Annotated in this window: 12 protein-coding genes; 7 read left to right on the forward strand and 5 right to left on the reverse strand. The window is 32.1% G+C overall.

Annotation, left to right across the window (positions count from 1 at the left end):
* The first annotated feature begins 53 nt into the window (after nt 1-53).
* Entirely contained in the window at nt 54-1133 is a 1080-nt protein-coding gene (locus NH26_RS06940; protein WP_044218621.1) for a lysylphosphatidylglycerol synthase transmembrane domain-containing protein, read from the forward strand.
* 180 nt (nt 1134-1313) lie between these two features.
* Nucleotides 1314-3272: a YgiQ family radical SAM protein gene (locus NH26_RS06945; protein WP_044218619.1), complete on the forward strand. Its 1959-nt coding sequence runs from the start codon at nt 1314-1316 to the stop codon at nt 3270-3272.
* 85 nt (nt 3273-3357) lie between these two features.
* Here the strand turns inward: NH26_RS06945 and NH26_RS06950 are convergent, their stop codons facing one another.
* Nucleotides 3358-3759 carry an energy transducer TonB gene (locus NH26_RS06950; protein WP_071397103.1) on the reverse strand — a complete coding sequence of 134 codons (402 nt, stop codon included), beginning with the start codon at nt 3757-3759 and terminating at the stop codon, nt 3358-3360.
* A gap of 400 nt (nt 3760-4159) precedes the next feature.
* Between NH26_RS06950 and NH26_RS06955 the strand changes: the two genes are divergently transcribed.
* From NH26_RS06955 to NH26_RS06970, 4 genes are all read left to right on the forward strand, one after another.
* The gene (locus tag NH26_RS06955; protein ID WP_044218614.1) at nt 4160-4528 is read left to right on the forward strand and encodes a BlaI/MecI/CopY family transcriptional regulator; all 369 of its coding nucleotides are present in this window, start codon (nt 4160-4162) and stop codon (nt 4526-4528) included.
* A gap of 130 nt (nt 4529-4658) precedes the next feature.
* Entirely contained in the window at nt 4659-6092 is a 1434-nt protein-coding gene (locus NH26_RS06960) for a TonB family protein (RefSeq protein WP_158021896.1), read from the forward strand.
* Between the two features lie 371 nt (nt 6093-6463).
* The gene (gntH, locus tag NH26_RS06965) at nt 6464-8023 is read left to right on the forward strand and encodes a guanitoxin biosynthesis MBL fold metallo-hydrolase GntH (RefSeq protein ID WP_052431786.1); all 1560 of its coding nucleotides are present in this window, start codon (nt 6464-6466) and stop codon (nt 8021-8023) included.
* Nucleotides 8024-8077: 54 nt separating this feature from the next.
* The gene (locus NH26_RS06970) at nt 8078-8485 is read left to right on the forward strand and encodes a hypothetical protein (protein ID WP_044218609.1); all 408 of its coding nucleotides are present in this window, start codon (nt 8078-8080) and stop codon (nt 8483-8485) included.
* Nucleotides 8486-8576: 91 nt separating this feature from the next.
* On the opposite strand, the gene NH26_RS25835 is transcribed toward NH26_RS06970, so the two are convergent.
* Nucleotides 8577-8924: a DUF6804 family protein gene (locus NH26_RS25835; RefSeq protein ID WP_044218606.1), complete on the reverse strand. Its 348-nt coding sequence runs from the start codon at nt 8922-8924 to the stop codon at nt 8577-8579.
* 289 nt (nt 8925-9213) lie between these two features.
* Nucleotides 9214-12621, reverse strand: coding sequence for a CHAT domain-containing protein (locus tag NH26_RS06980; RefSeq protein WP_044218603.1), 3408 nt, complete (start codon nt 12619-12621; stop codon nt 9214-9216).
* A gap of 291 nt (nt 12622-12912) precedes the next feature.
* On the opposite strand from NH26_RS06980, the gene NH26_RS06985 reads away from it, so the two are divergent.
* The gene (locus tag NH26_RS06985) at nt 12913-13104 is read left to right on the forward strand and encodes a hypothetical protein (RefSeq protein WP_044218601.1); all 192 of its coding nucleotides are present in this window, start codon (nt 12913-12915) and stop codon (nt 13102-13104) included.
* Here the strand turns inward: NH26_RS06985 and NH26_RS06990 are convergent.
* On the reverse strand, nt 13101-13721 hold the full coding sequence (locus NH26_RS06990; RefSeq protein WP_052431785.1) for a 4'-phosphopantetheinyl transferase family protein: 621 nt from the start codon (nt 13719-13721) through the stop codon (nt 13101-13103). The genes NH26_RS06985 and NH26_RS06990 overlap by 4 nt on opposite strands.
* A gap of 76 nt (nt 13722-13797) precedes the next feature.
* Entirely contained in the window at nt 13798-15363 is a 1566-nt protein-coding gene (locus NH26_RS06995) for a hypothetical protein (protein WP_139262919.1), read from the reverse strand.
* Between the last annotated feature and the right edge of the window lie 131 nt (nt 15364-15494).

Here is a 15494-nt window from a genome sequence, read left to right on the forward strand (position 1 = left end):
GAGTCTCATATTCTCACACTTTGAATTCATAAACCAACAAAAACGGCTTTTCTATGGATACGCAACAGCAAAAAATGCTTAAAAATTTAAGCCCTACCAAAACACTTATCCCTGTGTTTATTGGAATTGCTATTTATGCCTACATGGTTTGGTCTGATGATAGTTTCCATGGAGATACTATTCTTGAAAGCTTAGGTAATATGAACATTTGGTGGATTCTATTATCCTTTGTGGTTTTAATAGGAAGAGATGCTGGCTATATGTATAGAATCAGAACACTTACAAACAATCATCTAAGTTGGAATTCTAGCTTCTTTGTCATCATGCTTTGGGAGTTTGCTTCTGCAGTTACTCCTTCTGTTGTTGGTGGCACTAGTGTGGCTGTTTTTATAATGAACAAAGAAAAGATTTCTTTTGGTAAAGCATTGAGTTATGTAATGCTCACTGCGATTTTAGATAACCTATTCTTTGTTTTTGCTTCTATACTCGTCATTCTATTATTTCCTGGATCTATTTTCCCTACCAATAATTACTCTGCAGAACTACTTGGAGTCACTCTCGGGTTAAAACAAATATTTGTAGTAAGTGTAAGTTTAATTGCTATTTATACTGCATTTATGGCCTGGGGACTATTTATCGGACCTAAAACTTTTAAGAAGTTTTTATGGTCTTTGACTTCTACTCGATTTACAAAAAGATGGAGAAGGTTAGCTGTAAAAAGTGGAAATGAAATGATTGTTGCTTCTCGAGAATTAAGAGGTCATCCTACTAGTTATTGGTTAAAAGTTATTCTATCTACCATATTTATTTGGTGCTCAAGATACGCAATGTTGAATTGCCTAATTAATGCTTTCTTATATATTGATTTGTTTGCGATGTCTCAAGGACAATTACTTGATCAATTCTTGATTTTTGGTAGACAGATTATCATGTGGATTGTCATGTTAATTTCACCAACTCCAGGAAGTGCTGGAACTGCTGAATACTTCTTTGGAGAATTTTTTAAAGAGTTTTTCAATGACGGTGGTATTGTAATTATTGTCGCTTTATTCTGGAGATTATTCACTTATTACACCTATTTATTGATTGGAGTTATCGTTTTACCTACTTGGATAACGAAAAGGTTCAAATAATTCTATCTAAATACCAATTTTCAACTTCTTTCTTACGAACTTTGTGTTCACTTGCCATATCAAAACTTTTAAGGCTACTTGTTGTTGATATAAAGCTACTTGTACAAATCATTTAATATTTGAGTTTGTCACAGCTCAACTTCCTTATAAAGTTAGAGACGGTATTAGAGAATTGTAATTATGATAAGAAAGGAAAATAAGTTATCTGATTGGTTGCCTATCACTAAAAAAGAGATGGAACTAAGAGGATGGGATAGTTTAGATGTCATCATCATTTCTGGTGATGCTTATGTTGATCACCCTTCGTTTGGTGCTGCTGTGATAGCAAGGCTTGTAGAAGCTGAAGGTTTGAAAGTTGGTATTATTCCACAACCCAATTGGAGAGATGATCTAAGAGATTTCAAAAAATTAGGTAAACCGAATCTGTTTTTTGGCGTTACTGGTGGTTGTATGGATTCTATGGTAAACCATTATACAGCTGCAAAACGTAAGCGTTCTAATGATGCTTATACTCCAGATGGGGCACCTAACTTTAGACCTGATTATGCTACTGTTACCTATAGCAAAATTCTTAAAGACTTATACCCTGAGGTACCTGTGCTGATTGGAGGTATTGAAGCCTCTCTAAGAAGAGTAACACATTACGATTATTGGTCTGACCAACTTAAACCTTCTATAATGGTAGAATCTGGTGCTGATATTTTAGTATATGGCATGGGAGAACAACCACTTAAACAGATTATTAGTTTGGTTAAAAAAGGCGTTCCTATGCGCTCTTTAAAAACAATACAACAAACGGCTGTTTTGCAACCAATAGAAGACGATATCCCGAAAGGAGTACATTGGAAAACTATTGAGTTGAATTCTCACGAAAAATGTTTAGAAGATAAAATTGCTTTTGCTTCTAATTTTAAGCATATCGAAAGAGAATCAAATAAACAGTATGCCGATCGTTTAACTCAAGAAGTTGGTGAACAAAGATTGGTTATCAACCCTCCTTACAAAACGATGAAGGAGAAAGAAATTGATGCCTCTTTTGATCTTCCGTATACTCGTCTACCTCACCCTAAATATAAAAACAAAGGACCAATCCCTGCATTTGAGATGATTAAGTTCTCGATCAATATGCATAGAGGTTGTTTCGGTGGATGTAGTTTCTGTACGATTTCCGCACATCAAGGTAAAATGATTGCCTCTCGTTCTGAAGAATCAATCTTAAAAGAAATCAAGGATGTAACAACAATGCCTGATTTTAAAGGATACCTAAGTGATTTAGGAGGACCAAGTGCTAACATGTACAAAATGAAAGGTAAGGTCCAATCTATTTGTGATAAATGTGTAAGTCCTTCTTGTATTCATCCTGTTGTATGTGATAACCTAGATTCTTCGCATAAAGCGATGACTCAACTCTACAGAAAAGTAGATAAAATGCCTGAAATAAAAAAGGCATTTGTAAGTAGTGGTATTCGCTATGACTTATTAGTTTCTGATTACAACAAATCTGATGAAACTAAAAGTTTAACTGAATATATGGAACAAGTAGTAACACGCCATATACCAGGTAGATTAAAAGTTGCCCCTGAACATACTTCAGATCCTGTATTGAGAATCATGAGAAAACCTTCATTTAAACACTTCCATACGTTTAAGCAAAAGTTTGATCAGATCAATAAGAAACATGGTTTAAAACAACCTCTTATTCCTTATTTTATTTCATCTCACCCAGGTTGTGAAATGCAGGATATGGCTAACCTTGCCTTGGAAACCAAAGAAATGGGTTTCCAATTAGAGCAAGTACAAGACTTTACTCCTACTCCAATGACTACGGCTACGGTTATCTATTACACTGGTGTTCACCCTTACACTTTGAAGCCCGTAGAAACAGTTAAAGATCCTAGACGAAAGAAAGATCAGAATAAATTTTTCTTCTGGTATAAGAAGGAGAATCATAATTGGATTAGAGAGACTTTAAGAAAGACAGGGAACTCTAAAATGGCAGAAGACCTTCTTAAATACCATGCTCAGCAAAAAAGGGAGGAGAAGTTTAAACAAACAGATAGTGTTGGTAAAAAACCTTCTACTAAAGGAAAAGGTGGATCCGTTAAATCGAAATCAAGAAATAAGAAAAGGAGAAGATAATCCCTCTTCTTTATATTATTAGCAATAAAAAAAGCCTGTCGTACGACAGGCTTTCTTCTTTAATTATAATATATATTTCTAGAATTTAGAAATTCAATGAAAAGTTGAATGGAATTACCACCCAAGATGGAACTGCTTCTGCATCTCCTGTTGTATTATTAATAACTATTGTTGGTTCAAATTCTAAAGACATTACAGCTGATTCCACTGCTGAAGCCAATCGATGATCTGACCCTTCCATTACTGTATATTTTTGAACTGTACCGTCAGCATCTACATAAACTCTAACTTTAACGGTACCTTCTATTGCTAAATTTTTTCCTACTGCAGGATATTCTACCATTTTCATGGCCTCTTCATAATTTAGTGCCTTAGCTTCTTTATATGAGAATAATGGTTTATCGTCATCTACTTTAGATGCCATCGCGTTGTTAATAAATAAACCAAATGTTAGTAATAATGCTGATAAGATATTGAATGTTTTCATAGTTGTATTATTTATGTTGTAGTTACATCAGTGTCATCCTCAGTTAACATTGACTTAACAAATATAGATAAATAATTAAAAATTGTACGATATACAATTAATAATTTTTAGTGATTTATCTCAGTATATTTCTATGATATAATCAAAAAACGACATTAATATACTGATTTACTTAACATTACAAGATCGTTGACCTTTATTTACGTTCTTAACATTAAGTTCACATTGGATACTTTATTTAACCGTAGATGAATAAAATTAGTTACAAAAACCAACTAAACTTTTAGTTATTTAACTATTTTTTTAGTTTGAATTCTTGTAAACTAAATCTTTAGTTGATACATTGCAAACGTATTCAAATACAAAACACATCTTCTTTTCAAAAAATTATCTGATAAAAATGAAAAAATTAACCACGGCAGAAGAACAAGTAATGCAAGTTCTTTGGCAACTAAAAAAAGGTTTTGTGAAAGAGATCATTGCAGAACTACCAGAACCAAAACCCGCTTACAATACTATCTCTACAATTATTAGAATACTAGAACAAAAAGAGTTTGTTGGGCATGAAACGTTTGGGAAATCACATCAATACCACCCAATAGTAAGTAAAGAACAATATTCTCATCAATATCTAAAAAGTTTTGTAGGAAGGTTCTTTAGTGGTTCTTTCGAAAACATGGTTTCTTTCTTTGCTCAAAAAGAAGATGTAGATATTAATGAATTAGAAGATCTATTAAACGATATAGAATCAGACAAGAATAAAAAATAATATCATTATGCTCCGTTATTTATTTATCTCTTCAATAGGAATCACCCTACTCTCTGTGATATACATTGCTCTATTAAGGAAACAAACGTTTTTTCAACAAAATAGAATCACCTTATTAATGGGAATGATCATGAGTTTAATATTCCCTTTAATAAATATACTAAGGTACACTCCTGAGATCACAATTATTCAGTCCTTACCAACTGTTTACTTACCAGAAATTACGGTGAGAAGTTCAGGAGACATAGCTAGTTCTACCATTAATATTAATTACTGGCAAGTAGTTTTAGGAGTTTATTCAATGGTAACAATATTATTATTTATAAAATTTATTATCTCAAACTATAAATTAATACGGTTTATTAATAAAAATGAGGTAGAATATTATAATGAGTACCCCCTTATTAAAACAGAAGGTCGTTATCCTACTTTTGCCTATTTAAAATATATTTTTTGGGATAATTCAATTCCTCTCAACAAGAAAGAACAACTATTGATACTCAAACACGAAGAAACACATATAAAGGAGTATCATTCCGTAGACATTTTATCGATGGAAATACTGAAAATTATTTTTTGGTTCCATCCTGCTATATATATCATTGATGCTGCACTGCGCACGCAGCATGAATTCATTGCCGATAAAAAGGCTAATGATCTGACTAACGATGCATCGTACCGTCAATTAATGGTCCGTTCGCTTTTTGAAGAGCTCTCATTAAGTGTTGGGCATGGATTTCAATTTTCAACTGTAAAAACAAGAATCAAAATGCTTAAAAAACAACGCTCTGCACAATGGAAACGTGTATTTTCGATCTTATCTCTAGTATCTATTCTAGGTTCAATTGTCATTCTTCAATCATGTGTTGATAACGAAGTTAGAGCAATGAATGATGCCCTGAAAGATATTCAAGTAAAATCATTATATGGGTTTAACTTTGGGGACAAAACCTATTGGGATGTTCATGGTACTATATTCTCTCATAATCTTAAAGAAGAAACAACAACTATATCATCAGACCAAATAAATGCTGATTACATAGTATCTGTTCATGTTATTAAGGATAGAAGTAAAATGCCAGATATTTTTAAAGGGAAAGTAGATGATATTATTCTGATGAGTTTTGAAGATGAATTAGAGGCACCCATCATTTCAGAAATTCAGAAACTTCCTTATACTAATAGAGACCTTGATGCAGAAAAAGAATTCGCCATGAAAACTAAAGAAGTTTCATCCTCTTCTGATGATGACGTTTTTGAGGTGGTAGAAAACCCTGCTTCTGCTCCTAATGGTATGAAAGCTTTTTATGATGATTTGGGTAAAAATATCATTTATCCAAATGATGCTAAAAGGAAAGATGTTGAAGGTAAAGTTTACGTTCAGTTTGTAGTAAATAAAGAGGGAGTGGCTGAGGATGTAAAAGTGGTTAGAGGTTTTGATCCAACATTCGATAAAGTTGCAGTAGACGCAGTAGCTAAAACTGTTACAAATTGGAACCCAGCCACACAAAGAGGACAAGTGGTAAAACAAAGAATGGTATTACCAGTAGTCTTTAAACTTTAAGGTTATAAATTTAATTCTTATTATAAGACCCTAAGTACACACTTAGGGTCTTTTTTATTTCATATAGATTAATATCAAACATATAAAAAAGAAACTGATCTTTATTAATCAAAAGCCTAACTCAGTCATTAAATACCTAAAAAAGGAGTTTATTTAAATATTATTGTTAATCAAAGTAAATATTGCAACCTAACTCAAGTTTAACCGTTTGGTTAATTATAAGTTTAATATCAATCATTAAAAACAAAGTTGATAAAACACTTACTCTCTGGTTTGAATAAAAAATAAAGTCAAATCTTTAAAAAATATTTAAATCATAATACAAAATTATATCAATCAATTAACCATTTGGTTAAATAAAAAATTAAGACATGAAAAAGATACTATCTCTATTTACAATTGGTTTCTTTATGACATTCTCTCTTATTGCTCAGGATGATCAAAGACCAAACGATTATAAAGGCAATTATAAAGGTTCGGGAAAAGGTAACGCTGGTTACGTGAATAAAAAAGAATCTGTTGTAACGGATGACATTAATGATTATAAAAATCAAAAAGATATTTTCCAGACAGATCAAGAACAATTAAAAACAACAATGACCTCAGGTCTTCCAATGGGGAGATGGAACGAAGGTTTGATGTTTGAAGGTATTGCTCCTATGGACCATATGGTATCAGCAGCCAATTGGTATCCTAACACAGAAGACATTCTCGAAGATGAAATTAGAATCATCTTCATGGGATCTTCTCCAATGATTCGTCCAGGTCAAGCCAATACTTCCATACTAATGCAGTTTGGAAATGGTAAAAACTTAGTTTTTGATATTGGTGAAGGATCAGTTGCCAACTTTGTTGGAGCAGGTATAGCCTTAAACGAAATTAACGATATATTCCTGACCCACTTACACGTCGATCACTATGGTGCTTTACCATATGTATATATGTTTGGTGCTTGGAATGGTAGATGGAATGAGCCTCTAAGAATAACAGGTCCTTCTGGAGCAGAAGCAAAATATGGTACTGCTCATATGGTAGAAGGTATGAAAATGATGACGGAATGGCACAGAGATGCTTTTGATGTATTCCCTATTGGTAGAGGTTGGGAAGTTGAAGTAAATGAGTTTGATTTTAGTGATGATGGTGGTGTTGTTTATGACCAAGACGGAATACAAGTAATTCACTGGCAACAAGCACACTGTAAAGATGGTGCTTCTGCTTACAGAGTTGAATACAAAGGGATGTCTATTGTATTCTCTGGTGATGGTAGACCCAACAAATTAACTGCAAAATATGGTAAAGATGCAGATGTTTTGATCACAGAGATGCAAGCAGAAGTAGTTGCTATTTCGTCACAAGTTTACGGTGTACCGGCTGTATTATCTAGATACACCATTGATACTCACCACAACCCAGCTTATGCAGCAGGTAAATTGTACGATGATGCTAATCCTAGATTAGCAATGGCTACTCACACATTTGATGACTTGTATGCTAACAACGAGATGGTTGCTGAGGTTAGAGAACACTATAACGGTCCTTTCCACTTTGGTTTTGATGGTGTAGTTGTCAACGTAACAAAAGATAAAATCTGGGTTAGAGATGGTCAATTACCTGATTATCCAAATGCAACACCTCCTCAAGCAGGGTCTCAAGTAGCAGAAAACGGTGGTTTAATCGTTCCAACACCAAGAAAGAAAAGAGAAGACATGCAAAATCAGTATATCAGAGATATGCAGTACAAACCAGAAGAATATTATCCAGAAGGATTTACACCTGAGTTAACGTACATCTGGCCATCTGATAAGCCCATCTTTGTTCCAACTGAAAAAATTCCTTCATCTATGAAGAGAAGAAGAACAGACTTTGATGATCAAGGTAACTTTATCAAAAAGAGAGATTTTAAACTAGACAATGTCGAAACTACTAAATAATTAATTTTTAAATCAGAAGCTGGCCTTAGGGTCAGCTTCAAAAAAATAACAATCATGAAAAAGCTTATACTTTTCGTCTCATTCATCCTTATCAATATCACTTTATCTGCTCAATCTAAAGAACAAGCTATAATGGCACTAAGAGCAGAAGAACACACCAAAGTGACAATTGAAGATAATACAGTCATATTTACAGATCATTTTTCCGCAATTGAAGATGTTGAAAACTACAATTATTTGGCTCTTGAGTTGGCTGAAAGTCTATACAATCAGATGTGTGACGAGCAACAAAATTATTATTTTAATGCATTATTTACTGAGGATTTAGACTATCAAAATATCATAGAATGCAAAAATGGAGTGATACTCAATCTTAAAGCAGATACTAAAGGAATTCAAGTAGTAATTACTACTTACCCAGATGGCGAAGTAGCCAACGAGTATTTTTCATTCAATGATTGACCCTATTCTAATTATTAAAAATAAAAAGGATTTGATGATTCACTTCATCAAATCCTTAATAATAATGTTTTTTGATTGGTTTTTAGTATGATTACAGCTCTTCAGATGTTCGTTTCCTAAACTTAAATTTTATCTTATTTACTATACTCACCTTTCTAAAGAATGAATAATAAATAAATAAAGCTCCTGCACAAAAATCGATTAACACCCAAACTAATTTATTCCCAATCTCTACTGGGAAAATCGGATTGAAGACCACTAAAATAGAGATAAACCCTAAGAAATGTACGGTAAGCTTTTGAAACATTTTCCACTCTCGTAAAGACGCTGTTATAGCACCAATACTAATAATTACTTTCAGAATAACATAATATTCGGTTGGTAAGGGAAAAACTGAGAGAAATAATAATGTCGCGCAAATAACAAAAAAGTTAATCATTTTTCTAGTTGAAATTGGATGATGGATAATAATTACACTCAAACTCTAAAAGGGAACCCTTAAAGAATCAAAATGTTTAAAGTAGTATTCGATAATGCTATGTATTGATTATTGAATGTTGCTTTTCATTTTTCAATATTCTTCTAATTACACAACAAAAACAATACCTAGTCCAATAAACCCCTGTAAAACAACTATTTTTTTACTATTAAAAACATAAATTGATCTAATTAATAAAATATTATTCCGTGATATTGATGATAAGAAAACAATTCATCTTAGATCTAATTTAATTTACCATCACAAATGGTCCCCAAAAATAAGGTCGTTTATATTTTTCCAACATATCCAATTGAGCTTGTCTAAAGGCAACATACCTATCGGATGTTTCATTCCAATGTTTGTAAAATTGAGTCATTAATTCTTGGGTAGCTTTATCATCTACACTCCATAGACTCATAATTACTGTTTTCACACCAGCTATTCCAAAGGCATATTGTAAACCAGAAATACCCTTACCTTCGGTCACTTCTGATACTCCCGATTGACAAGCTGATAAAATCAACAAATCTGTATTTTGAAGATTTAACCCTGCCACTTCAAATGCCGTTAAAATGCCATCATTTCCTGATTGATAAATCTCTTCTAAAGAACGAGCTTCACTATTAGTATATTCAGAAAAGAACAACCCTGATCTCAATAATGAATTTTCATTAATCTCATTTTTTAAGTGATTGATAAAAAAACCATGAGTAGCTATATGAATCACCTCTGCTGATTTTTTTAAAGATTTCAGCACTTCTTCTTTAGCTGCATCTCTTGTAAAGATTTCTACTTCCCACCCATTTTCAGTAAGCATATCTTGAGAGTTTTTAATCTCTTTTCCTGTACCTGGTAATTCTGCTAACTTCACATTCAAACCTTTACTGATAGTACCTCTTGTATTGGAGTTTTTTATCAACTTTTCATCAAAGACAGGATTACCAATAAGTAAAGCCCTTTGATGTTTCTTTCTCACTTTCGGTTCATTATTATACTCTGCGGTTGTGCTTGTTAATTGCCTTACAAAATCTTCTTGTATAACATATTGTTCTGTGTTAGGGTTCTTTAGAGTATTGATATTTATCAAGTTATATATCCCATCCGCTACTAAATAGATTTTATCGGCAGTAATAGATAATTCAGCTAATTTATCTTTAATAGGCTTCCAATAATTATTATAAGGATCATCGTCATTGGCTTCATTGACAAAGGTTAAACCTCTACCTAATGGTAAACTTTGTCTCTGGTAATTAAAAAATACCTTTCCTTCTAAAAACTCATCCTCTCCTAAATCTATTTTAATCGGATATTCCGATTGACTATGTACCAATAAAGCAATGTATTTTGTTACTCTTTTTCCCGATGTCCTTAATTTCACAATCTCTATTGCTACCTCATTCTCTTTTACTTTTTCTTTTACGTTTTCCCAAGTAAGTCTTTTAGTCATCTCTTGTTTCCCAACATATTCGTTACTGGCTAAAACTAAGGTCTTCTCAAGGTTATTGATTTTAAATTGAAGTTTTGATTGATCAATATTTAATTTCTCTCTCTGTTCCTCTGTAAAAAAATTGAGTGTAGCTATTTGGTCTCTACCTTTTAAAATATTGCTAGTGTATGATGGAAAACCTTGCTTAATCCTTTCTTGTCGATATTTATACATATGGTTCAAACGATCTCTTGTTTCTACTAAAAAGAAATCTCTAAACTGAAGTTGTATATCATAACAATGTTTCAGCATCAAAGGAGAAACCTCATCTCCCATCATGTCAAAAATCTCAAAAAATCGATCAAATAATGTATTCGTGTTTTGAAGGTATTTCATTTTTTCTTGTGAACTGGAATATCTCATCGTTTGCTCATAAAAACGAAATCTATCTTCTACAGCTGCAATAATAATCTCTTCTGCTTTACTCCATTCCTTTAACAGTGCATATGTATAAGCCCATCCCGATCTCACTCTCGTGTTTAGGATAGTCCCACTTATAGTTTCTTTCGATAATTCTTCATAGATGGATAAAGCACTCTGATAATCATTCGTTTTTATTGCAAGTAACGCTTTATACATCCTTGCTTGAATAAAATGAACTTCGCTTGCTGTTACATATTTTTGAAATAGCTCAAGAGATTCATTGATATAAACATTAGCAGAATCGTATTGATGTAAGTGATAATAATCTCTGCCTATTTGCTCATTAACAATAGCCATAGCATAATGTCTTTCTCCAAAAATATTATGCATCAATTGTAACGATTCTTGATTTTTCTTTAATGCTGTTTGAAAATCCATTTCACTTTCTGCCAAATAAGCTTCTACAGCAAGTACTTCAGCAAAATTGATGGTGGAGTCTTGTTTCACTTTCAATAATAAAGCTTTGCCTTGTTTAAGTAGTTTTTTGGGTCTTTCTACTCTCCCCATATAAATTTGTAATTCTATGAGGTCTAAATAAGACTCCACAAAATTTCTAGTGTACATGTTATGAGTAAACCTTAATTGTTCTAGCTGAGATGTCAAAAGAATTTCCGCATCTACAAACCGACCGTTTATGATATACCATCTCGCTTTTGTTGTCTCAAAATAGAGATTATTTCTTGCCTCTTCTCCCAATAAAGATTCTACCTTATTCAACATCTGCTCAACATCAGAATAATCTCCCCTCTTTATTTTGATATTGATAAGCCCAACAAAACACTCCACATACTTAAACTTTTCTTTAGTATCTTTTTGATAAATTTGAATGGAAGTATTTAATAACTGTTCTGCTTCTAAAAATCGACTTTGATGATAAAATATTAAAGCTAATGTTGTGTTGATAGAAGCATAAGCAAAATGATTCTTACCCAACATCTCTTCGGCAATGTCTCTCACTTTCGTTACCTGTTTTTCTGCTTCTTCATAGAGACCGTCAAGCATCATTGCTTCTCCAAGTACTAACTTACATCTTGCATAATTTGCCGATTTATCCCATCCTTTTTCTTTTAATCGAGATAATTCTTTGTTTAAAACTTCTTGTGCTAAATCTTGTCTATTGGTTGCGTTATATAGCTTACCTATATAAATTTTCAGATCAGAAAAGTCATTATCAAAAGTAAATTTCTCTTCTATTGTTTTGGATAATGAATCAGCTTCTGTGAAATATTGCTCTGCATTTCTTATATCTCCATTTCTAAATGCAATTAGTCCTTTATTTCCTAAATAATGTACTTGATTGGCATTTGTATTCCCTAAAGTATTGTCTAAAATACTCAAGATTTGATTCATCCACTTTTCTGCTTCATCCTTTCTTCCTTGTAAAATATAGGATGTACATAAGTAATTTAACGTAAGAGCATAATCAGGATAAAGCCACCCGGTTGTTTTATCAAATATTTCTAATGTTTTTTTAAACTGATTGGAGGCTTCTGTGTATTCTTGTCTTGTTAAACATATTCTGCCTAAAATAATTCTAGGTAATGTTTCATGAATAGTATTTTCACCATGAATTTTAATTTCATGATCCACCCATTTCTCAGATTTCTGTTTCGCCTGATTTAACTTACCCTGATTGGATAACAAAATAATATCACTAACAGAGAAATTTTCTTTTTCAACACCTATTGAAGGAGCGATGAGGTAAAAACTAAAGAAAATAAAAAGTAATGAAAATGATGAATTCATGGGATGGAATATAAAAAATGCGAGAATTACTCAAAATATACAATTTCATCTAATATAAATGATTAATATTTTTATTAAATGAAGATTTAAGGACATATCTGTTTTAATATTTGATAAAACAATTTAGCCGAATTTATATTAATAAAGCCCTATTTTATTTAATATTTTATTTTTTTGTTAAACCCCTAACAACCATTTTAACAAAGAATGAGTCAATAATAATTGATTCACCTTTTTTGAAATAATTTCACCAGTTAAAAGAGATCTACATAAATATTGACTTTTATAAATATGACACACATTATCACATTACTCACAGCATTAATCCTTATGGTTTTAGGTAGTATTAAATTCACGAGTATTTATAGATACTTAGGTTTAATTAAATTTGAAGCAGTTTCTTTGAGTGTAGTCACTTCCTTCTTATTGATTGTAATCTTTGCTAAAATCATCAAAGAGCTTATTGATATTTTTGCCTATTAAGGCTGATAACAAATAGCGATAGCAACTTCATTACCTATCGTTTTTATATCAAATGTCCAATTATTTTGATTTTGTAATTGAAGCTTCCATTCATTACCCACAAACCAGAAACTAAAATCCGACAATAAATAATTTTTATCTGTCGCTTTTATAAATGCCTCTTTCATTGTGAACAATTGAAATAGAGCCATTTTTCGTTTATTGGTATCACTAATAGATTGTACCTCTTGTAATTCTTGTGGAGATAGAAACCATTTTAATTTTTTCTCATCCAAAGAAGTAATAGGTTCCATATCTACCCCTATTTCTTTTTTTGCTACAGCCACCACAAAATATCCACTACTATGGGATAAATTAAAAAATATCTCATTCCCATATATAGACGATAAATAAGGTTTTCCATTTAGGGTATAGCTAAATGATATTTGCTTAGGAGAAACATTTAAATGTTTAGAAAGACAATGTTTTAGAAAAGTACGTCCTAATAAAAACTCTTCTCTTTTCTGATCTGTCAGAAAGCGTTTATATCTTTTTCGTTCATCTCCATCTAAAAGGCTTAAATCACCTTTAATACTATCTTCTGCTGAGGTATATAAATCGTATTTTTTATTGATCATTGATTACTAATTATATCACGAAGATCAAAAATAATAAAAAATCCCTGCTGAAAAATCAACAGGGATCAATTTATGATTAGTTAGGCAATACTGCGTAACCTATTTCGTCTCCATTATCATCTAATAGTCTATAATGTCCTGCTCTTTCCATTATTTCATCAAATGTGATTTCTGCACCATCCGCATCCAAATAAGGGGACTTCTCTAAATAACCTTCGTAAGATTGATCAATTGTGGCAATTCTTACTACTTCTCTTGCTACAATCGCTTCATGATCCGTACCTGTATATAGTTTTAAATCATGATCCGTTTGATCATCTGTATAATCTGATCCGTCAATTTCTATGTAGGTTAAACCATTTAGTCTTTTATGGATCACTATTTTCATATTTTCTGAAAGATAATCTACATCTGTAAATGTTATATCTGCTTCATAACTAATCTCTGATAATGCTGCTTGCCCAATATCTGAAACCATCACATAGTTCGGGCCATTATAATCCGTATCCGCAGACTGATTCATCCTTACAGAATAGGTACCGCCAATTATATCATTATAAGTAATCGGTGAACCATCCTTTAACTCTGATACATCCGCATAAAAAATATCCCCAGATTCTGCTTTGTATTGACCTAAACTCGCGACATTAGCTCCATGTTGAATATAATCATCATCATTTAATGCTACAGCATAAGTAAGAGATGGTTTCTGATCGGTAGTTACTTGATAAGAAAATAATACATGACCATTTAAACGTTCTTCCAATTTTACCCAACCTCCTAGGTTTTCTTCGTAATTGGGTTTATCAAAGTCATAAGACATCGAATTACCAGACAAAGCATTTCCTCCTATATCTGTTTTAGAATAGTATTCTTCACCCTGAATTAGTGGTACTCTAACAACTCTTAAATATCCATCTTCTATGGAAATAGGTGTAGGATAGTCTTCAGATATATTAGTGTATGAAGTAGCTGTGCTTGTTCTTTGCATAACATCATTCAACTCAATCAAAACGTTTTGATTATTTCCAGCTAGAGCTGTTCCGGTATATATAGCAAGGTCAAAACCTTGATCAAATTCCTTTTCATAAAAAGAAACACCCACCATCATAGGACCATTTAATCTAGGAACAAGTGCACACATGCCGACTTCTCTACCTTCTTTTTGTATCGAATATTGTTCTGCTTCTGTTGTATTAAATGTATTTACTCCTATATCTGTAATAGATACTACATCACCATTATTAGAATTAAGTACACGAACATGAAAATCTCCAGTGGTTAATTCATCAAATGAGTAACTTCCTGTAACATCTGTAATTGAAGTAGTATTCCCTGTTTCTATAGAAGTTAAATCAAAAACAGACTCTAATTCCGTTTCAGAATCAATCTTACCATTAAAAATTTTAATAGAATATGTTTCTGTAGCAGGGGTCGTTAATTCTAGATGCACCACCACACTTCCATTTTCAGATTTCGATATATCTAATATCCCATTTTTAGTAAAATTAATGGCAGAAAACATAGTATGTACCTTAGATTCTACTGGAGACTGATCGGGATTCATATCCTCATTATCGCTACAGCTAAAAGTAAATAAAGTGATTAATAGGGTTATTAAAATAGAAAAATAGTATTTCATAGTATTCGTAATATTTGTTTTATCAACACAACGTCAATAATTTGTTTAAGGTTTAACTATTTACAATTATTAATTTTATTTAAGTATTTGATAGACAAACAAAAAAGCACCCTACCATAGTTTATCAACAA

The organism is Flammeovirga pacifica (assembly GCF_000807855.2).
GTDB classification, from domain to species: domain Bacteria; phylum Bacteroidota; class Bacteroidia; order Cytophagales; family Flammeovirgaceae; genus Flammeovirga; species Flammeovirga pacifica.